This window comes from Vibrio sp. HI00D65, from assembly GCF_001635455.1.
Lineage (GTDB): Bacteria > Pseudomonadota > Gammaproteobacteria > Enterobacterales > Vibrionaceae > Vibrio.
Map to the genome: position 1 here is coordinate 1 of NZ_LWEH01000001.1, position 18,800 is coordinate 18,800.

The 18,800-nt window shown below is 43.5% G+C and carries 18 protein-coding genes, 1 rRNA gene, 3 pseudogenes and 1 riboswitch; of the genes and pseudogenes, 11 read left to right on the top strand and 11 right to left on the bottom strand.

Going from position 1 to position 18,800, the window contains the following annotated elements:
- A 16S ribosomal RNA gene (locus A3712_RS00005) occupies positions 1-319 on the bottom strand; the annotation flags it as partial.
- A gap of 515 nt (positions 320-834) precedes the next feature.
- Positions 835-1,359 (bottom strand): DUF3087 family protein, encoded by a 525-nt coding sequence (locus A3712_RS00010; protein WP_063521728.1) that lies wholly within the window; start codon positions 1,357-1,359, stop codon positions 835-837.
- A 256-nt stretch (positions 1,360-1,615) separates the two neighbouring features.
- Here A3712_RS00010 and trmY point away from each other — a divergent pair, with 256 nt between their 5' ends.
- Entirely contained in the window at positions 1,616-2,215 is a 600-nt protein-coding gene (gene trmY, locus A3712_RS00015) for a tRNA (pseudouridine(54)-N(1))-methyltransferase TrmY (protein ID WP_063521729.1), read from the top strand.
- 525 nt (positions 2,216-2,740) lie between these two features.
- Here trmY and A3712_RS00020 read toward each other — a convergent pair.
- On the bottom strand, positions 2,741-3,835 hold the full coding sequence (locus A3712_RS00020) for a permease (RefSeq protein WP_063521730.1): 1,095 nt from the start codon (positions 3,833-3,835) through the stop codon (positions 2,741-2,743).
- A 236-nt stretch (positions 3,836-4,071) separates the two neighbouring features.
- Here A3712_RS00020 and A3712_RS00025 point away from each other — a divergent pair, with 236 nt between their 5' ends.
- Positions 4,072-4,368 carry an ArsR/SmtB family transcription factor gene (locus A3712_RS00025; protein ID WP_063521731.1) on the top strand — a complete coding sequence of 99 codons (297 nt, stop codon included), beginning with the start codon at positions 4,072-4,074 and terminating at the stop codon, positions 4,366-4,368.
- Positions 4,352-4,936, top strand: a pseudogene (locus A3712_RS00030) (sigma-70 family RNA polymerase sigma factor). The gene A3712_RS00025 and the pseudogene A3712_RS00030 overlap by 17 nt, the downstream one beginning before the upstream one ends.
- Positions 4,937-5,032: 96 nt before the next feature.
- Here the strand turns inward: A3712_RS00030 and A3712_RS00035 are convergent.
- Complete coding sequence (locus A3712_RS00035) at positions 5,033-5,647, bottom strand: YitT family protein (RefSeq protein WP_063521732.1); 615 nt, start codon at positions 5,645-5,647, stop codon at positions 5,033-5,035.
- A 461-nt stretch (positions 5,648-6,108) separates the two neighbouring features.
- Positions 6,109-6,243: a hypothetical protein gene (locus tag A3712_RS28775; protein ID WP_443083533.1), complete on the bottom strand. Its 135-nt coding sequence runs from the start codon at positions 6,241-6,243 to the stop codon at positions 6,109-6,111.
- A gap of 29 nt (positions 6,244-6,272) precedes the next feature.
- On the opposite strand from A3712_RS28775, the gene A3712_RS00040 reads away from it, so the two are divergent.
- The 3 genes from A3712_RS00040 to A3712_RS00050 all read left to right on the top strand — a co-directional run bounded on the left by A3712_RS00040 (position 6,273) and on the right by A3712_RS00050 (position 8,854).
- Positions 6,273-7,484: an MFS transporter gene (locus tag A3712_RS00040; protein ID WP_063521733.1), complete on the top strand. Its 1,212-nt coding sequence runs from the start codon at positions 6,273-6,275 to the stop codon at positions 7,482-7,484.
- 224 nt (positions 7,485-7,708) lie between these two features.
- On the top strand, positions 7,709-8,434 hold the full coding sequence (locus tag A3712_RS00045; RefSeq protein ID WP_063521734.1) for a sulfite exporter TauE/SafE family protein: 726 nt from the start codon (positions 7,709-7,711) through the stop codon (positions 8,432-8,434).
- A 57-nt stretch (positions 8,435-8,491) separates the two neighbouring features.
- Complete coding sequence (locus A3712_RS00050) at positions 8,492-8,854, top strand: MmcQ/YjbR family DNA-binding protein (protein ID WP_063521735.1); 363 nt, start codon at positions 8,492-8,494, stop codon at positions 8,852-8,854.
- 116 nt (positions 8,855-8,970) lie between these two features.
- Here the strand turns inward: A3712_RS00050 and A3712_RS00055 are convergent, their stop codons facing one another.
- Positions 8,971-9,714 carry a phosphatase PAP2 family protein gene (locus tag A3712_RS00055; RefSeq protein ID WP_063521736.1) on the bottom strand — a complete coding sequence of 248 codons (744 nt, stop codon included), beginning with the start codon at positions 9,712-9,714 and terminating at the stop codon, positions 8,971-8,973.
- Between the two features lie 366 nt (positions 9,715-10,080).
- Positions 10,081-10,231: riboswitch (FMN riboswitch) on the top strand.
- 179 nt (positions 10,232-10,410) lie between these two features.
- Between A3712_RS00055 and ribB the strand changes: the two genes are divergently transcribed.
- Both ribB and A3712_RS00065 read left to right on the top strand, forming a co-directional pair.
- Positions 10,411-11,067: a 3,4-dihydroxy-2-butanone-4-phosphate synthase gene (gene ribB, locus A3712_RS00060; RefSeq protein ID WP_063521737.1), complete on the top strand. Its 657-nt coding sequence runs from the start codon at positions 10,411-10,413 to the stop codon at positions 11,065-11,067.
- Between the two features lie 354 nt (positions 11,068-11,421).
- Positions 11,422-12,285 (top strand): hypothetical protein, encoded by an 864-nt coding sequence (locus tag A3712_RS00065; RefSeq protein WP_063521738.1) that lies wholly within the window; start codon positions 11,422-11,424, stop codon positions 12,283-12,285.
- A 131-nt stretch (positions 12,286-12,416) separates the two neighbouring features.
- On the opposite strand, the pseudogene A3712_RS26350 reads toward A3712_RS00065, so the two are convergent.
- Positions 12,417-12,607, bottom strand: a pseudogene (locus A3712_RS26350) (LysR family transcriptional regulator); the annotation flags it as partial.
- Here A3712_RS26350 and A3712_RS00070 point away from each other — a divergent pair.
- Positions 12,601-12,801, top strand: a pseudogene (locus A3712_RS00070) (NAD(P)-dependent oxidoreductase); the annotation flags it as partial. The pseudogenes A3712_RS26350 and A3712_RS00070 sit on opposite strands and share 7 nt — an antisense overlap.
- Before the next feature lie 97 nt (positions 12,802-12,898).
- On the opposite strand, the gene A3712_RS00075 reads toward A3712_RS00070, so the two are convergent.
- Complete coding sequence (locus A3712_RS00075) at positions 12,899-13,552, bottom strand: cupin domain-containing protein (RefSeq protein ID WP_063521740.1); 654 nt, start codon at positions 13,550-13,552, stop codon at positions 12,899-12,901.
- 151 nt (positions 13,553-13,703) lie between these two features.
- On the bottom strand, positions 13,704-14,471 hold the full coding sequence (locus tag A3712_RS00080; RefSeq protein WP_063521741.1) for an SDR family NAD(P)-dependent oxidoreductase: 768 nt from the start codon (positions 14,469-14,471) through the stop codon (positions 13,704-13,706).
- Between the two features lie 105 nt (positions 14,472-14,576).
- Between A3712_RS00080 and A3712_RS00085 the strand changes: the two genes are divergently transcribed.
- Complete coding sequence (locus A3712_RS00085) at positions 14,577-14,915, top strand: winged helix-turn-helix transcriptional regulator (RefSeq protein WP_063521742.1); 339 nt, start codon at positions 14,577-14,579, stop codon at positions 14,913-14,915.
- Positions 14,916-14,977: 62 nt separating this feature from the next.
- Here A3712_RS00085 and A3712_RS00090 read toward each other — a convergent pair whose 3' ends face one another.
- Complete coding sequence (locus tag A3712_RS00090; protein ID WP_063521743.1) at positions 14,978-15,883, bottom strand: LysR family transcriptional regulator; 906 nt, start codon at positions 15,881-15,883, stop codon at positions 14,978-14,980.
- Between the two features lie 224 nt (positions 15,884-16,107).
- Between A3712_RS00090 and A3712_RS00095 the strand changes: the two genes are divergently transcribed.
- The gene (locus tag A3712_RS00095; protein ID WP_063521744.1) at positions 16,108-16,827 is read left to right on the top strand and encodes an SDR family oxidoreductase; all 720 of its coding nucleotides are present in this window, start codon (positions 16,108-16,110) and stop codon (positions 16,825-16,827) included.
- 117 nt (positions 16,828-16,944) lie between these two features.
- On the opposite strand, the gene A3712_RS00100 is transcribed toward A3712_RS00095, so the two are convergent.
- Positions 16,945-18,756 (bottom strand): choice-of-anchor I family protein, encoded by a 1,812-nt coding sequence (locus A3712_RS00100; RefSeq protein ID WP_063521745.1) that lies wholly within the window; start codon positions 18,754-18,756, stop codon positions 16,945-16,947.
- Positions 18,757-18,800 lie beyond the last annotated feature (44 nt).

Genomic DNA, 18,800 nt, shown 5'->3' on the forward strand with positions numbered 1-18,800 from the left:
TGATCATCCTCTCAGACCAGCTAGGGATCGTCGCCTTGGTGAGCCATTACCTCACCAACTAGCTAATCCCACCTAGGCATATCTTGACGCGAGAGGCCCGAAGGTCCCCCTCTTTGGCCCGTAGGCATTATGCGGTATTAGCCATCGTTTCCAATGGTTATCCCCCACATCAAGGCAATTTCCTAGGCATTACTCACCCGTCCGCCGCTCGACGCCGTTATCGTTCCCCGAAGGTTCAGATAACTCGTTTCCGCTCGACTTGCATGTGTTAGGCCTGCCGCCAGCGTTCAATCTGAGCCATGATCAAACTCTTCAATTTAAGATTTTGGTGACTCAACGAATACTGACTTCAAAACTACAAAAAGTAATTCTAAAGCTATTACCATTCCAACAGAATGATAATGAATTGACTGTGCCGATAATAAATTATCGATTGGTCACTCAGTTTATTGAAATCAATGTGATTCCTAAGAATCAATTTTGATATTCACCAACGAGTGCCCACACAGATTGATAGGTTTAAATTGTTAAAGAGCTTTGCTTATCGAAACTTTCTTTTTACAAAGAAACCCTTTAAAGCGGACGTGAATTCTAGTGATTTAATCTTAAGTGTCAAACACTTTTTAAAATTAATTTCTTTCGAAGTTTCCGTCTTACTGATTCCTGCTGAAGCCTTGTGGCGTCTGCCGCGTCAGTGAGCCGGCATTATAGAGATCATCGAAAACATGGCAACCCCTTTTTTGATAAAAATTCAAAAAAACTTGTTTAAGTGTCTACTTTTACGTCAAAAGTCTCTTTCAACGCTCAAAGCTCATACAATAATAGGAATATTCCTCAAAACTTTGTGATTAAATCTCTCGAAAAGGGTTCTATATCTAACTCTATAGCCCATTTTTTACTCAACTCTACGATGTTATCTAGAGAGTGCTGCACCGTCGTTATGGTCAATGTGTTGTTATCTAGGTCGTATACTTGTTTTTGTGTGGTGTAATAGAAGTACAGAATGACCAACGCATCTTGGTCTCCTTGCTCAGCCTTCGGTTGAATTCGTTTTAGCTTTCGATAGATTTGATTGTGGATTTGTTTAAGGTTCCACACGTACACCGCTTCCTTGAAGTATTCATGTCCTTTTACACGACTCGCAATAAAAGCATTTAGCGCCACAGACAAGATCACTCCAAGCACGTTTAAATGGAAATTGCCCGTTGATTCACCAGCAATTGAATTGGTTGTACCAAATAAGTCAATCAGAATGGTGCCGAATACGATAGCAAACACTGCAAGTGATCCAACTAAAGCAACCAACAATAGGTTCATCTTCTTTCTATATTCTTCTTTATTTATTTTCTGTATCTTCATCGACTACTTCCTTCCGTAAGCCACCTAATAATTTGCGCATACTATCTATGTAAACAACCGGTCGCTTCAACCTTCACCATCTTGTAATGTGTTCATTCTCTATTTAATACGTTGAGTTCTTGAAGTTAGCGCTATAAGCAACTCTATTTGACTTCATTAATAGAAAAGAGTTACATACCGCCACAATTTTGGTTATTCATCAATTCATGTTGCTAAAGCTCGTTTCGCTTTATCACATACTGACAAGGTACATTCTATGCGTTCATTTGTATTACGCGCTCGCGCAGCCCCTACAGAAAGCAAACTTATCTTAGAAGGCGTTGGTCAAGATGCTCATACTGAGATTCTTGCTCATACTCTGATGAACACGATCTTCGTTGCTCAGTCTCACCGCGAGAATGTCACCGTACACCTGGTATTAGAAAGTACTAAAGATTTTTCACGCACGATTACATTTGATTCAAACGAGATCACCAACATTGGTGGTTTCCATGAATCGGCGTTGTTGTCAGCGATAGTAAGAGCGGTTGACGCTTCCCAAGGTATGACTAAAGAGCAGACGCGTCAGGTTGAACCGGGCATCACTGTTCGTACTATGAGTTTTGAAAAGCTGGTTAAAGAACTGGCTGAAGACCACCAGCTTTACATGATGGATAAAAAAGGTGACTTTATCCGTGATGCAGAGATTGCTGAAAACCCATGTTTCCTTTTGACTGATCACATCCCTATGCCTAAGAAAAGCTACAACAGCTTAAAGCGCCTAGGAACAGAGAAAATCAGCTTAGGCCCAAACATGCTATTCGCTTCTCAGTGTGTTGTGTTAATCAACAACGAATTGGATATCCGCAGTTTCTAAACTCAATAAGATGAAATCCAATTAACAAAGCCCGGTTGTGCCGGGCTTTTAGTTTTTCCGATGTATATAACACCTTCGTTTAATGTGTCGCACGCTCCACCCTCACATGAGATCTCGCTTTAACGTCTCGTATTGCTCCGATGCTAAGGCGACTAGATGATTGAGCTCTTTCGCATCGTCCTCAGCTAACACAATTGTAATAAAATGCACGGCATACCCTACACCGCAAAAAATCGACTGTTTTGGACAAGCAAAGACCGAATCGGACAGAAAAGAGAGCGTCGCTTTGGTATTCCAATGTATCGTTTTCAATTCCCCGGTATTACTAACAATTACGGGGATGCAATTAATCGACACCACTGCGATGTGTTAGCAACTAATGCTTTCGCGACAAAAAGAACTTCTTCTGCACTGTCTAACTCTGTGTGATGTTGCGTTGCTGCTTTCCTTTAAAAACAAAAAGAGCTCAACAATGTGAGCTCTTTTTTATTAACTATACTTTCGTATCGATTGTGTTATTTAAGATTAACCAAAGATGAAAGTGTATAGGTAACCTGCACCAATCGCCATACTTAGTATTACGAATAGAAAGGCCGCAATCATCTGATTTTTGAAGATAGACTTAAGCAGAATAACTTCTGTCAAACTTGCGCCGGCACTACCAATGATTAATGCCATTACTGAACCTAAAGCCATACCTTTTTTTACCAATGCAGCACTCAGTGGAATCACAGCTTCAGCACGGATGTACAGTGGAATACCAATTACTGCTGCGATTGGAATCGCGTACCACTTGCCCTCACCTGCATATTCAGCAATCAGGTCAGTTGGAATGAAGCCATAGATGAATGAACCAATTGCGATACCCATCATCAAGTAAGGGAACACTTGTTTGAAGTCTTTCCAAGTTGAGAACCAGATTCTTACCCAGCGGCTAGGTTCTTTCTTCTCAACCACTGTCGCTGTACCGTCAGCCGAGCAGCATGATACTTCTACTTTCGGTTCTTCTTTCTTCGTTCCACAGCATGCGCTCTCTTTAACCATTACTGGTGCAGGCTCACCACATGCACTTGTACCACATGAAGATTCCGCTTTTGCTGGTTCTGCTTTCTTAGGAGCAGAGTCACCACAACTACTACCACAGCTTGAAGATGAGCCTGTTGATTCATACGCTTCTGATTTTACGTAACGCTCAAAGCCTAGTTTTTCCAGTGTGTAACCTGCTACTACTGATACCGTCATTGCGACTAAGAAGTAGAACGCTGCCACTTGCCAGCCAAAGGTAATTACGAACAAACCAATGATCACTGGGTTCAATAGTGGACTACCAAATAGGAACACCATCATTGGACCAAAACCCGCTCGTGCACGAAGCAAACCTTTTAGGAAAGGAATCGTCGAACATGAACAGAAAGGTGTAATCGCTCCCAATAGTGCGGCAATCATATAGCCCTTACCGTTACGTGAGCTCAAGATAGATTGAATCTTCTCGGGCGTAAGGAACTCTTGAAGAATCCCAACGATGTAGCTGATCGCCAAGAAAAGGATGATGAGTTCTGCTGCTAAGAAAGCGAACATATCCAGCGCGTCTTTTAGCATTGTTAACATTTCATTGCTCATAATTAACTCCAAACAGGATTGAAGGTCGAACTCTATGATGCAAGTATTCGACCCTTTCATTTCGAATATTATCGAATTATAGAAATAAATAGTTACAGATCAAGTTTTATTTCGATAAAAATCGAATTAAATTTACAATCGACTAAACTTTCAAGAACTTACGTCTTCACTTTTTTTTAGATTTGAATTTGACCTTTATTTCGACTATTATCGAAATTAAATCTTGAGGAGTTAATATGAACTTAGAAGTCGTAGCAAAAGCACTTAAAGAACTAGGCCACCCAATTCGCCTTAGTATCTATAAGAGTGTTGTAAAAGCTGGCTACCAAGGCATTGCGGTTGGCGGCCTACAAGAAGAGCTCGGTATCCCCGGCTCTACTTTGTCTCACCACATATCAAGCCTTGCATCAGCGGGCCTCATCAGCCAAAGACGTGAAGGCAGGACTCTCTTTTGTGTTGCAGAGTATGAATGTCTAGAAGGGGTTATTGGTTTCTTACAAGACGAGTGTTGCGTCAATGAACAGTGCAGATAGCACATCTTTAAACTTAGAGAAGGTGTGGGCTGAGTATCAGCAAACATAAAAAGCATTCCTCCACTCTAAAGTCCGTAATACCGCCGATGTAGAAAATTTGCTGCATGAGATCTTAATTAAGACTTTTCAGAACCAGCACTAAGTGCAAGATGCGAGCAGTGTTAAATCGTGGCTATTTCAATTAACCAATAACACGATTATCGACTTCTACAGTAAACATGCTCGCCAACAACGTGATAGCAAAATTGATGCGGACGATTTGTGGTTTGCAGATTTAGACCACAATGAGGAGTTCAAGCAGAAGTTGTCTTTATGCATTGAACTCTTCATCCAAGCGTTGCCTGAGCAGAGTGCCTCGCTATTGCTTGCCGTTGATATCAAGGGTCAGAGCCAGAAAGCGCTAGCAGAAGAACAAAACGTCAGTTATTCGACCATTAAACCTCGTGTTCAGAAAAGCCGTGGCGATCTTAAGAATCTATTTGAACAGTGCTGCAACTTGTCGCTAGACAAACAAGGTAATGTGATTGATTGCGAGCTCAAACCGGAATCCGGTTGTGGCAACTGCTAAGTGTTGAATGACTATTTTCACATAGAACAAAGCCAGCTATTGATGCTGGCTTTGTTGTTTTTTATTGGTTGTAATATAGGCTTAGACTCAAGTTCGCTAAGCCGCTTCCGCTTTTACAACCGGTTGGTAGCGCCCAGGTTTATGATTCATCACGAGAATCAGGTTGGTGACTACTGCACCCAATACTGACAAGAGTATTAGTGGTGCATCAACGATAAACAGTGAAAGCACCACAATGGTACAGTCCAATGCCATCTGAACCTTGCCTGCTCGAATCCCAAAACGTTCTTGTAAGAACAGCGCCAGAATATTAAAACCACCTAAGCTCATCTTGTGACGGAAAATCACCAACATACCAGTACCAATTAATCCGCCGCCAAGTAATGCTGCATAGAGTGCATGAATCTCGGCGATCTGAATCACGTGATATAAGTGATCCACTGCGAGCGAAACTATCGAAACTGCAATAAAAGTATTGATTGTGAAACGCCACCCCATACGAGCGACGGATAAAATATAGAAAGGTAAGTTTAGTGCAAAGAACACTTGGCCAAAGCTTAAGTCTGTTACTTTGGTGATGAAGATTGCTAGACCAGCGGTCCCCCCGGTGAGCAAGCCGACTTGGTTGAAAAAGATAACGCCAAGTGAAACCAGTGCGCTACCTAAGATCAGTGACAGCAAGTTTTCGCGAAAGTTATGATCTTTATCCATATGAATGACTCTCCCTGAATCTTTTAACATCGCGTTTCAGTCATGTTGAAACGATTTACGCCCAAATTTACGATGTTCAATAGATAAGTCGAGCAAGCGGACAATCTTATACGGAAATTAGTTTGTATATTAGTTTTTACAGTTTTGTGAAATATATCAATAAAGCATATAGTTACAGAGACATTACTAAGTATCCATATTGAATTGCTGGCTTCTCCCTTGGAATCGGTAAGTACCGAGTTTTCCCATTTTTTAGTCACATTTCGTTCTCAGAGCAACAACGTATAAATATATGCATGAAACGCATAGAGTAAATCACAAATAGTCATTTGATACATACCCTACCCATCATTATGATGCGCGACTTCTTACAACATCGAGCGCATGTAAACACCTTATGTTTTCACAATCTCTTTTTGCTCAACTAGCCAGAATGACGTTATTCCTCGTCATTAGTTTGGTTATTGTGCATCACAGTCAACCACTGATTGATCTTTTGGCTCAGCACGCCGTGAGTAGTGGCTGCCACCAGCAATCAGGGCATGAGCATCACCATCATATGACTGAACAAAACATGTCTGCGCAAGACCACTCACATCACCACCATTAATTTAAGAGTATTAGAATGAGCATTTTCCATTTTCCTTTACTGGTATGGCTTGGGATCGGCACACTTATTATCAGTCTAGGGATCAGACAATCATTCGGCATATTCATGATGCCAATTTCAGAGCATTTCGGTACCGGTCGTGAGTTTTTCAGCTTCGCTATTGCTCTACAAAACCTATTGTTCGGTGTGTTCCAACCTTTTATTGGCATGGCTGCAGACAAATGGGGAGCAAGGCGCATCATTATTGCTGGCGCATGTGCTTACGGTTTGGGTTTACTTCTTACCTCAATTTCTACCGAATCGAGCATGCTTTACGTTTCGTTAGGCGCACTGGTTGGCCTTGGACTAAGTGCAACAAGCTATGTGATCGTATTAGGTGCAGTAGCGAAAGTGGTACCTGCAGAACACGCTGCTAAAGCATTTGGTTTAACTACGGCTGCGGGTTCATTTGGCATGTTTGCTGTCATTCCGGGTGCGCAATACATGTTGAACGGATTTGATTGGCAGAGTGCTATGCAAGTGTTTGCAGTGTTGTGCTGCGTGATGATCTCATTTGCACTTTTCATGCGAGCGCCAAAAGTCGCAACGAGCAAACAAACGCAAATGGAAGATAATCAAACCTTGAAAGAAGCGCTGTCAGAAGCCTTCTCTCACAGAGGTTACTGGTTGATTCATGCTGGTTTCTTCGTGTGTGGCTTCCACGTGATGTTTATTGCGACTCATTTACCAAGCTACCTAGCTGACAAAAACCTGCCAGCGAGTAGCGCAGCAATGGCATTGGCTTACGTTGGTATCTTCAACATCTTCGGTTCTTACTTCTGGGGTGTGATGGGCGACAAGTTCAGCAAGCGTCATGTGATGTCTGCACTTTACTTAGTTCGAACTGTGGTTATCGGTGCATTTGTCACTCTGCCAGTAACAGAATCGACCGCAGCGATCTTCGGTGCTGCAATTGGCTTCTGTTGGCTTGGTACGGTTCCACTGACTTCAGGTTTAGTTCGTCAGATCTTTGGAGCTCGTTACCTATCGACTCTGTACGGTTTGGTATTCTTCACGCACCAAGTCGGTAGCTTCTTAGGAGCTTGGGTTGGTGGTTGTATTTACGATTATTACGGATCTTACGAACCAATCTGGTGGTCGACGGTAGTACTGGCATTTGCCGCAGCGCTTATCCATTTACCAATCAATGACAAGCCAATTGAGCGTCTGAAATTGGCAATGGCTTAACGTTTAATACTGATTCCCCCAATCAGAAACAGCGATAAGCAATCCAATGAGAGAGTGGATATTGAACGGAGTAGTTCCTGAGATATTCGCTCTCTTTTTTATTGGGCGTTAAAATCGAAATTATAACTAACGAAACTTGCATAAACCTCACTGAATATTAAGACTATTTCTACCGTTTTAATTTATAGTATCCATTCGCTCCTTTAGAACTTACTCGCAGGCCTATGGAATACCTAAATCAGACTGCCCTTATCGCAATGGCACTCATTTTTGTTGGTTCATTTGTACAAACCGCTATCGGCTTTGGCTTGGCTGTTGTCGCCGCCCCATTGCTGTTTTTGGTCTCGCCAGACTATGTCCCTGCGCCTATCTGCCTCATTGGTCTATTTATCTCAATATTTAATGCGTTAAAACACCGCGCAAACATCTCTATTGGCGGACTCAAAGTCGCACTGCTAGGCCGAATCCCTGGCTCATTGGCAGGAGGTGCTTTGTTGGTGATGGTGTCAACGAGCGTATTGTCACTGTGGCTAGGATTACTGGTAGTGTTTGCCGTGATTGTAAGCCTACTACCATTTAGATTAGAGCCAACACCCGCGAAGATGGGGATTGCAGGATTTTTCTCAGGGTTCTTTGGGACAAGTTCGGGTATTGGGGGACCGCCGATGGCGTTACTGCTTCAACACCAAGACGCTAACCAGCTTCGCGGCAATCTTTCTGCTTTCTTTGTATTTAGCTCAATCATTTCATTAGTCGTGCAGATCCCGATTGGCTTCTTCACGCTCCACCATTTGATCATCACAATACCCTTGCTGCCCGCAGCTTGGTTAGGTTACAAAATGGCTATGGTGACCACTCAAACGATTTCGAAAGAGAAGATACGTATCGCTTCTTTGCTGCTATGTTCTATCAGTGGCTTGACGGCTATTTGGCAAGGCTTAGCTGGCTAACTTCAAGCGGTATCCTAAATAAACACCACCAGCACGGAACTATAGAAAGGGCGCTCTATGACATACGATGAATTCAATGCTTTTTGCGAGTCACAAGCTGCTACTAGCTATGTCATGCAATGGAACAATTCCCACGTTTGGAAAGTGGGTGGTAAGGTGTTTGCGATTGGAGGCAGGGGGTCGAACGACGAGCCTGCATTTATCTTTAAGGCATCTGATCAGAATTTCGATTTTCTCAAAGAAGAGCCAGGGTATAAACCCGCCCCCTACTTTGCTTCGCGTGGAATGAAGTGGATTCAGCTGTTTGAGAGCACACCAGAAAGGGACGACGAGTTGAGATACTACCTCACGGAATCTCACCGAATCGTCTCTTTGGGACTAACCAAAAAGAAACAAGCAGAACTCGGGCTTAATCAATAGCCAGAGATTCCGCTTGTTAAGCTAATACCAAGTTGCTTTTGGGCCGCTAACTTGTTTTCAAGAACTTATTTTTTTAAAACTTAGTTGCCTTAAACAAAGAAGCTCTTCTTGAATGGTTAAGCCGTTCTGAGGAACTTAGGCAACAAAGGTTCTATTTTTTGCGTTGGCACCAGTGGTACTAATAAGTAGATTAAGCCCGCAAGAGCGATAGATGCAGCTAAATCTTCAGGACGATGCATACCAAGCCAAACGCGGCTATACGCTACGCCACCAGCCCAAGCTAGCATGCCACCTACAAGGTAAAAACGCTTCACCTCTAAGAACAACCCACCAAAGAATGCTAAGCAAACACCCACGAAAATCATGTGTCCAGACGGGAATGAATAGTCTGTTTCGCCAAGCCAATGACGCGTTCGCCATTCGCTGACCTTATCCTCTACAGACTCAATAGCCACGTTCTTTTCTTCTAGTGGCAGTTCATAAAACAACTCTGGCATATCAACCACTTCTTCGGTAACTAAATACTCAGTATATGGACGTGGGCTCTCCGTTGATGATTTAAGGAATGTCTTCGCAGCAAAGCTTAACACCAATAAAACACCGAGCTGCAAACAAAGGCTCACTAACTTTGCTTTTGAGAACTTTAACGTCAGCACCAATAAAGAGAGAACCGCGAGTGTGATTAGGAACCCTTGATTACCCGCTGAATAAGTCACGAATGTCATCACAGCACCATAGAAAGGCAACACGGCACTTCCAAGGTCGAAATGAGACCCAAAGTTCAAAAAGGGAACAAGAGAATACAAGCTTAAAACGAGCAGTAATAAGCCTTTGGATTTGTTGGAGAACAGAGAAGTCATGGCTAAGATCTTTTGGATAAAGTGGTCGGATGCTATCGCAGCTTAGCACCGCCAATATCAATTTTTTGTAAAAACGCCCAGTAAGACATCGTAGTGCAATAAACTTCATTTATTCGAGTCGCTTTATTATTGGTTACGTGAAACACCGCAACCCATCAGCAGCAACACCCTTATTTCACATTCCAATAGCAAATGGCGGGAACCAAGCTAGCCCATAATAAAGCGCCCTGCCTGCGTTCTGCTGATAAAGTGAACACTTACCGATTTAAAAGCGATGAATCTAAAAAACTTTGCTGTGAGTCCTTTAAATCCAGTATTGAAAGGATTACCATCTGATCTGCTTTCATAGCAAAACAAATTATTAATTTTTATTCTCAGGGCGGGGCGAAATTCCCCACCGGCGGTATGTCCTTAGCAAAATCTAAAGATAAGCCCGCGAGCGCTCGATTCGTCGAGGTCAGCAGATCTGGTGAGATGCCAGAGCCGACGGTTATAGTCCGGATGAGAGAGAATGGAAACACACTCGTTTAAGTTGGAAATGCGTACCTGTTTATTGGGTTCATGCCTCCAACTCATACGTGTGCATTTCGTTTTGGATAAAACCATGATGAACCGACTTGTAATGAGTTGGCTTTGTTGTGCTCGTTGAGATCCCTCATACAGCCCTGATTCTGGTGATATTTTAGGAGTTTAACCATGAATCAGTCTTCACTACTTGCCGAATTTGGCGAACCAATCACTCGTGTTGAAAACGCACTGCAAGCTTTGCGCGAAGGTCGTGGCGTACTTTTACTTGACGATGAAGACCGTGAGAACGAAGGCGACATCATCTACTCAGTAGAACACCTAACTAATGCTCAAATGGCGCTTATGATCCGTGAATGCAGCGGCATTGTGTGTCTTTGTCTAACTGATGATCAAGCTAACCAACTTGACCTTCCACCTATGGTTGTTGATAACAACAGCGCAAATCAAACTGCGTTTACCGTAACTATTGAAGCGAAAGTTGGCGTAACAACAGGTGTTTCTGCCGCTGACCGTGTAACTACGATCAAAACAGCTGCAAACCCGACAGCTAAACCTACTGACCTTGCTCGCCCTGGTCACGTATTCCCATTACGCGCTCGCAAAGGTGGCGTACTTGCTCGCCGCGGTCATACAGAAGGTACTGTGGACCTAATGCAAATGGCAGGTCTTCAACCAGCAGGTGTATTGTGTGAAGTCACTAACCCAGATGGCACAATGGCAAAAGCGCCAGAGATCGTTGCTTTCGGTAAACTACACAACATGCCAGTACTAACCATTGAAGATATGGTGATGTACCGCAACGAGTTTGATCTTAAGCTTGCATAAAGCTGAGTGCTTAATGACTCGCTTTGTAAGTCATTGAGTGCCGCACAAATATCGAAAGGCCTCATTCTTTAATGCTGTTTCTAGTGAGCACCATTAAAGAGTGAGGCCTTTTCAATTTCCTCATGGCAACAAAAGTCAGCTCTGAAATCAAAGATACATTCCACTTTCGATGGATTACCTCTCAAAAAACCCTGCAAAATATGAGAAACATTCACTCGAATGGTGAAGTTATGCACCAATTTTGATCATTCAAAAACCGCACAGAATCATAAGTAATTGAAATATATCAACTATCAGTTCTGGCACAGCATCTGCACTACCACTAAATAGGTATTAAGATATTGGGAGTTGAATATGTTTGTAGTTATCTCAGTGGGTTTATCCATAGCAGTGCTTGCCACTCTGTTCTATTTCTCCAGAAAAAGACAGACGGCGCTATCGCACAGGTTTGAGACCTTAGTTCTACTCAGAGAGCTGCTGTTGCTGTCACGAAAACACCGTGCAGCGACGCATTACGCTCTGGCTTGTAAATTATCTAGCAACTCAATTCGCAGAGTAAATGAGATATACGACAACATACTTGAAGTATCTGAGCTGCTTCAATCGCACGTCTCATTTGATAGCCGACCTATGTATCGCATCTACCACCTCAAGCTCATCGCCATGCACACTGATTGGCAAAACCGGAGCTTAGTTCGCAACCAATCGATTCATGGCAAAACCATTCGCCACTGCATGTTCTTGATGGATGAAGTGATGATCGTATGGTTAATCCAATCTGAGCGTGAAGACATGAGCCGTGAGTATCATATGAACTGGCAGCAAATCTTGGACTGCATGGATGTTCTGACAAAACTTCGTTTGTGTATCCCAGAAATTACAGATACTGATAGCGAGAAGCTGGAAGAATATCTGAGGTTTAAGTTCTACGCGTCTCAGATGCATCGGAAGCTTAACCAACTATCGATAATTTGCCCAATCAGCACTGGCTCACCCGTTTTTTCACGAGCAATGCATTCGCTCGACGAGATCTATTCAAGCAGTGAACTAACTCAGCCTGCAGATAGCATGTATGAACTAACCAGCGATATATCTCGTGCGATTTCGCAAGTCTATGATCAGATGCTATCTGAAATAGCCAAAAGCTTGTATCAGCCTTTACCAGACATCAATGGAAATACAGTAAATACCCGATTATCCGAGCATGGATATGTATAACGACTTCGTGAGAGGAGAGCGTGCTAGAACTCTAGATTATTGAGTTCAAATCCGATATCACCATTGATATCGGATTTTTGTATTTATGGACTTTTAAATGTCCATTGCTTTGTAACATTGCCTATAAAGTTTCAAACATCTCCAGACTTGATATCGCAAGACCAAGCTTCTGCTGCAAAATCAATGAACTGACGAACAACCGGAAGCTGATAGCTCCGAGATAAATACACGGCCAAAGCACGCTGCTTGGTGAAATAAAACCCTCCAATATCCGCTTCAACTGACCATCTGCAATCAATGGGTTAGCTAGGCTACATCGTAAAAAACACTGCGACTAGGTTTTTGGAAACATTACCAACTATCGGCATCGAGCGCTTGTTGTGGGTTAGTGGTGCAGGTTCATTAGAAGTGGCATCAAACGTATCGCTAGTGACCGTTCCAGATTTCCCTGAAGAATATAAAAATGAAGCCTCAGCGCAAGGCGAAGCCCTTGAAGTATTGGAGTCGCTTACTAGTGCTCAGACATGCATCAAGTAAGCTCAATAAGCACTAGAGTCTAAAAAGCCGCTGACTTTTGGTAAGCGGCTTTCTATTTTACTTGTCGAGATAATCATCATATCAGTGGCAAATGACCTGTTTTCACTAGGATGACCGTCTCTTCTTCCACATAAGGGAAATGCTCACTCATGTGAGGGCTGCGCATCCAAGTATGCTTGGGGTACACGCCCTGTTCATCTTTAAAGGTGCCCGACAACACAAAGATCTCTTCTCCACCAAAGTGATGGTGTGGCTGAAAGCGCTCACCGACAGGCCACTTCACTAAAGCGACATGTTCATGCTCAAACTCATGCAGTGGCATCACCTGTAACCCGCCAATACCCGGTAACCATTCCGTTTCTAGCGTATTGATTCGAACTTGAGTTGAGTCTCTCGCATCAAACTGATTTAGCTTAACAAAGATCGTGCAACCCTCTTTGCTCGATGGAGAATGCGCGCTGCCAGGTGGGTTGCGAATGTAAGTGCCTGCTGGGAAATCGCCTGTTTCATCAGAGAACACACCGTCCAACACGAAGATCTCTTCTCCTTGCGGATGTGGATGTTCAGAGAATGAAGATTGAGGATCGTATTTCACCACGCTAGTCGTGTGACCCGATTCTCTCTCTTCTCTTTCTAGGGGCTTACGCCATACCCCTTTGGCAGGGCTTGCTACCCAATCTAGTTTATCGGTTTCGATAACCAGTCTCTTTGAAAAGTCCATGTTGAACATAATAATGACCTTACTCTAAGTATTGCTTTAATTATTATTGTCTTGCTAATGTCTATTCTACGCGAATAACGAGCGAGGGGGAGACCTCGCTGTTAGCTGCTACTTGTTCATTGCTAACAAAGCATCCCCCCATATTGAAAGCTCAACTTGATTAATTGCGGCCCGCGATCACACCACCATCAACATCCCAGATTGCACCCGTTACCCAATCAGCACTGTCAGATAATAGGAAAGAGATGCTGTTTGCGATGTCTCTCGGTTGGCCCACTCGACCAATTGGATGGAAAGCATTGAAGCCTTCTAGCGCTTGGTCCACCTCTTCTGGCTTAATGAATGATTCGTAGATCGGCGTTTTAACGACTGCTGGAGAAACCGCATTCACGCGAATGTTGTGGTCCGCCAATTCCATTGCCATGTGCTGTGTTAAAGCGTGTAGACCAGCCTTTGCCATTGAATAAGCAGAAGATGGCGTCGCTTTAATAGCTTGTTTCGCCCACATAGAGCCGACGTTTACCACATTTCCGCCACCGTTTTTGATCATTAACTTGCTGACAGCTTGAGTGATGAAGAAAGTCGCTTTGTTGAGCTGCATGTATTGCTCGTAATCCGACTCTTGGTGCTCGACAAACGCTTTAGGGTTAAAGTAGCCAGCCGCATTAACAAGGTAACCAATACCCTCTTCAAGCGACTCTAAATGCGAAATAAGACTCGCTACACTCGCATCATCATAAAGGTTAGCTTGCCAACCAGAAGCGTGGCCTAGTGATTGAAGTTCTGACACCGCTTTATCTAACTTAGTAGGGTTATTGCCGACAACCAGTACATGGATATTTTGAGCGACTAACTGCTTCGCTGTTTCAAGGCCCATACCACTTGTGCCACCGATTACGACTGCAATACCATTTTTAGTGAAGTTCATTTTGTTATCTCCTAAGTCATGTGAACGTGGTAATCTTAGGCTTTGAACTAACACTATGAATAGTAAGTACAAATCGGTTAGGTAGGTACTTATTGGTACATCTTTATGAAAAATCAGGAAAACTTTTTTTCAAGAAAATCCGCACCAGAGCGTTCAGCTCGGATGGTAGAGACCATCTACGGTTGTAAATGGTCGCTCACGATTTACCAACTACTGGCAAATGGCATCAATCGTCCCGGTGAAATGGTACGCTCGGTCGAAGGGTTATCGACCAAGGTCTTGAATGAGTGTTTAAAGCGAAATGTAGAGTTTGGGATTCTAGATAAGCAAATGTTCAACGAACTGCCACCAAGAGTGGAATATCAAGTCACTCCATTTGGTGAGAAGTTCTTACTGATTCTGGATCAGCTAGAAAGCCTACAAAACGAAATCAACGAAATGTAAGTTCAAGCCAGCACAACTATTGTCAAAAACGGGAGACAAAAGAAGGAAGACAGCAAACATACTTAGCTGACTGGCATTTGCTCAAAGCGACTTTTCACAAAATCAATAAAGGTTCTAATCCGGCTTGGTTGATAGCGGTCTCGATGGTAGATCGCTGAAAAGTCCACTTTAGGTACCACCCAGTCATCAAACACCTGCACTAATTGCCCATCATTCAGTTCTTGTAAACAATAGATAGTCGGTACACGAATAATTCCGTTACCCGACCTCGCGCCCTGCACTAACACTCGACCATTTTTGCATTGCAACCTTCCAGTCACATTTACATCGAGCGTTTTCTTGGTGTCATCGAGCGCTTGAAAACTCCATTTACGCACCGAGCCGGTTAAGCAGTCATGATGGATCAACTCTTTAGGGTGGTTAGGCTTTCCTTTACGAGCAAAATACTCAGGGCTCGCGAGCGTTCCCATCTCTATATCCAATAACTTCCTTGCAATAAAGCCCGCATCTTCAAGGCTTCCCATACGAAAAGCGATATCGAAAGCGTCTTCAATCAAGTCGACTCGGTTACTAGTGAAATCCAGGCTTATACTAATGTCGGGATAGAGCAGCATAAACTCATTAACCAGATCAGCAATGATCACCTCCCCCAAATAACCACCTACGCAATTGACTTTGATGTCACCGCGTACCTCTTCGACATCATCAACCGCAGCAATCAGCGCTTGGTCTATATTATCTAGAGCTTGTTCGCACCTCGTGTACAGATCTTGCCCTGCGTGGGTCAACCTCAGAGTTCGAGTTGTGCGAATAAACAATGTCACACCCATCTGCTTTTCTAGACTACTGACTTGGCGTGATACGTGTGAACGCGACACATCAAGCTCCTCCGCTGCTTTAGTGAAGTTACCTAAACGAGCAATAAGCACGAAGGAACGAATATCAGACAGGTTAATTTGATTGAGCATAGCTGCCACTCACTTGTGAGATTAAAAGGGATGAAGCAATGAGGTGAACACCTTTATTGTTGCACCACAGTAACAGTGTTTCAAGTGAGGCGCTATATATCAACAATTCTATTTTCCTTAATATACCTCCATCGCAACGAAGCAAGGCAACAAGCACTTGATTCGAATGCACTTAAACAATACGTCGTAGCCAACCTACGCAATAAAAGTACAGAGGAAATAAAGTGAAAAAACTAATCGTAATTACAGGTGCAAGTTCTGGTATTGGTGAAGCAATTGCTCGTCGTCTTAGCGATGAAGGTCACCCTCTGCTACTTCTAGCTCGTCGTATTGATCGCCTTGAAGCGCTAAACCTACCAAACTCATTAACAGTAAAAGTAGACGTGACTGACCAAGCATCATTCGAAGCAGCTATCGCACAAGGTGAAGAAAAATTCGGCCCTGTTGACGCGCTAATCAACAACGCTGGCGCAATGCTTCTGGGCCAAATTGATACGCAAGACGCATCTGAGTGGAAACGTATGTTCGATGTGAACGTGCTTGGCCTTCTTAACGGTATGCAAGCAGTTCTTGCGCCAATGAAAGAGCGTAGCAGCGGCACAATCATTAACATCAGTTCAATTGCGGGTAAGAAAACATTCCCGAACCACGCAGCTTACTGTGGTACTAAGTTCGCTGTACACGCTATCTCTGAAAACGTACGTGAAGAAGTCGCTGCAGCAAACGTTCGTGTAACAACAATTGCACCAGGTGCGGTAGAAACTGAACTTCTTTCTCACACAACATCTCAAGAGATTAAAGATGGTTACGGTGAGTGGAAAGAACAAATGGGTGGCGTACTGGCAGCTGACGACATTGCTCGCGCAGTATCATTCGCTTACCAGCAACCACAAAACGTATGTATCCGTGAAATCGCTCTAGCACCAACTAAGCAAGAGCCATAGAACTGATCTATCGCTACTAAATCAGCGATAAAATAAACCATATACTAAAAGCGCCACTACTTACCCAGTAGTGGCGCTTTTGTTTTGATTCAATCTAATTGCTAGCAATAAGCGAGATTAGAAATCAACGCGATAAACTGATGTGCTACCGCTGACTTCATTACCAACCGCAATAAAGTGGTTACCAGAACGAGTGAAATGCTTGATTGATTCTGGACCTAAGTCACCGGCTTTCGAGTTGTAAGTATCGTTGTCACAATCGCCGTCTTCATCAATCTTAGTACACACAGGTTGAGTAAAATCACGATTATTGAGATAGCTGATGAAGCTTGCGTTCTTAGGCTGCGTTACGTCGAAAACCATGATGCCACCTTGGCGTTCAAGACCGATAAAGGCATAGTGCTTACCGTTAATCTCAGCCACTTCGATAGCTTCAGGTTCCACTCCTTTATCATCGCTGCGATCGTCACCACTCTGATTGTTATCATTGGTGCTGTTGAAGTTTGCAGGATCTTGCTCAAGTACGATTCGAGCAAAGTCATCACCACTATCAAACACTAACTCGCCTGAGTCATTCCAGATAGAGAAAGAGCGGCTACCGAACGCTTGAACCTTTTGGTCAGCAGCAAGCGTGCCTTGTGGCTTGATCACTTTAAGGCGAGCCAGTTGCTTATTGTCTTTCAATGCACCTACCAATGGGTGGTTAGCGTCAACGTCTAACTTTTTGCCACGCACTTCATCAACATAAGCAATACAAAAGTCTTTCTCTGTGGTGTAGTTCTCAGTGCCTTGATAGTCATCGCCATCCCACTCAAAGCCTTTATCATCGCACACTTTTTGCGTTGTCTTGATGCCATACTCGCGGCCGTCACCTTCGTTCGCTGTTACGATGTAGGTATTGCCATCGACACTGTAGCTAGTGATGCTGTCTGGCATGTAAAGTCCTTCTAACATCGCGTAGCTTTGCAGGTTGCCGATATTTTGATCTTTATTCGACGCATCCAATTGCGCGCTATCCCAAGATTTACCGCCTAAACCAAGAATCGCATCCACCTCTGCAGTTGCGACATCAATCGCTGCTAGTGCATTGTTCTCTTGCAGGGCAACGTAGAGCTTACCGTTATCAGCAAACGTTAGGTATTCAGGCTCTAGGTCTTGAGCAAAGGTCGCATTCGGAGCTGAGATTCGAACCTTGTCGGTGAGTTCTTTGTGACGAGGCTGACCTTGGTTGAATGCTTTGAAATCAATCTGAGTTACTTTAGCTCGTAAAGGACCATTGGCTAAATCAACTAGCGTCACTGAACCTTCAGGGTCAATGGTATAGTCCGAATTCGGTTCACCTTCATTTGCTGAAGCAATATAACGACCGTCTTTAGAAAAGCTCACCATATCTGGCAGTGCGCCCGTAGTGTACGTGGTAATTAATTCTAAAGTATCTGAGCGATACAGAGCAATCATGCCATTTTGTTGTTTGTCGGCGTTTTCAATCGCGACTGCAACTAATCCTTGATGTGTCGAGACACTATTTGCTGCTCCGATATTGATACCAGAAGCTAACGCGGCAGATTGAAGATCAATCGAGCCTTTCGAGTTTGGAGAGCTATCGGCATTCATCGATAGCACGTCAACTTTCTTTGCTTGAGCATTTACGACATACAATTTATCGGTACATGAATCGTAGCTGACAATTTCTGCAGCGGAAGTTGCGAAAGGAGCGTCGGCAATAGAACTACCAACCAAAGTAAGCCCGGTAATCTCAGCATCACTTGCGATTGGCTGTTGACTGGATTGACATTGGAAGCTCAAAGCATCAAGTGAGGTTTGAGAGTGTGTACTAGCCGTAGGTGATGTTGACTGAGAACACCCAGCGAGAGCAGAACTCACTGCGATAGGTAGTAATAAAGTCAGCTTATTGATTTTGCGATTCATATATCCTCCATAATTTGAATCGCGATTTTATGAGGTGATTATGA

Excerpts from the sequence above, each read along its gene's own strand:
- A3712_RS00010 (WP_063521728.1), bottom strand. The coding sequence starts at position 1,359 with ATGAAGATACAGAAAATAAATAAAGAAGAATATAGAAAGAAGATGAAC.
- trmY (WP_063521729.1), top strand. The coding sequence starts at position 1,616 with ATGCGTTCATTTGTATTACGCGCTCGCGCAGCCCCTACAGAAAGCAAA.
- A3712_RS00020 (WP_063521730.1), bottom strand. The coding sequence starts at position 3,835 with ATGAGCAATGAAATGTTAACAATGCTAAAAGACGCGCTGGATATGTTC.
- A3712_RS00025 (WP_063521731.1), top strand. The coding sequence starts at position 4,072 with ATGAACTTAGAAGTCGTAGCAAAAGCACTTAAAGAACTAGGCCACCCA.
- A3712_RS00035 (WP_063521732.1), bottom strand. The coding sequence starts at position 5,647 with ATGGATAAAGATCATAACTTTCGCGAAAACTTGCTGTCACTGATCTTA.
- A3712_RS00040 (WP_063521733.1), top strand. The coding sequence starts at position 6,273 with ATGAGCATTTTCCATTTTCCTTTACTGGTATGGCTTGGGATCGGCACA.
- A3712_RS00045 (WP_063521734.1), top strand. The coding sequence starts at position 7,709 with ATGGAATACCTAAATCAGACTGCCCTTATCGCAATGGCACTCATTTTT.
- A3712_RS00050 (WP_063521735.1), top strand. The coding sequence starts at position 8,492 with ATGACATACGATGAATTCAATGCTTTTTGCGAGTCACAAGCTGCTACT.
- A3712_RS00055 (WP_063521736.1), bottom strand. The coding sequence starts at position 9,714 with ATGACTTCTCTGTTCTCCAACAAATCCAAAGGCTTATTACTGCTCGTT.
- ribB (WP_063521737.1), top strand. The coding sequence starts at position 10,411 with ATGAATCAGTCTTCACTACTTGCCGAATTTGGCGAACCAATCACTCGT.
- A3712_RS00065 (WP_063521738.1), top strand. The coding sequence starts at position 11,422 with ATGTTTGTAGTTATCTCAGTGGGTTTATCCATAGCAGTGCTTGCCACT.
- A3712_RS00075 (WP_063521740.1), bottom strand. The coding sequence starts at position 13,552 with ATGTTCAACATGGACTTTTCAAAGAGACTGGTTATCGAAACCGATAAA.
- A3712_RS00080 (WP_063521741.1), bottom strand. The coding sequence starts at position 14,471 with ATGAACTTCACTAAAAATGGTATTGCAGTCGTAATCGGTGGCACAAGT.
- A3712_RS00085 (WP_063521742.1), top strand. The coding sequence starts at position 14,577 with ATGAAAAATCAGGAAAACTTTTTTTCAAGAAAATCCGCACCAGAGCGT.
- A3712_RS00090 (WP_063521743.1), bottom strand. The coding sequence starts at position 15,883 with ATGCTCAATCAAATTAACCTGTCTGATATTCGTTCCTTCGTGCTTATT.
- A3712_RS00100 (WP_063521745.1), bottom strand. The coding sequence starts at position 18,756 with ATGAATCGCAAAATCAATAAGCTGACTTTATTACTACCTATCGCAGTG.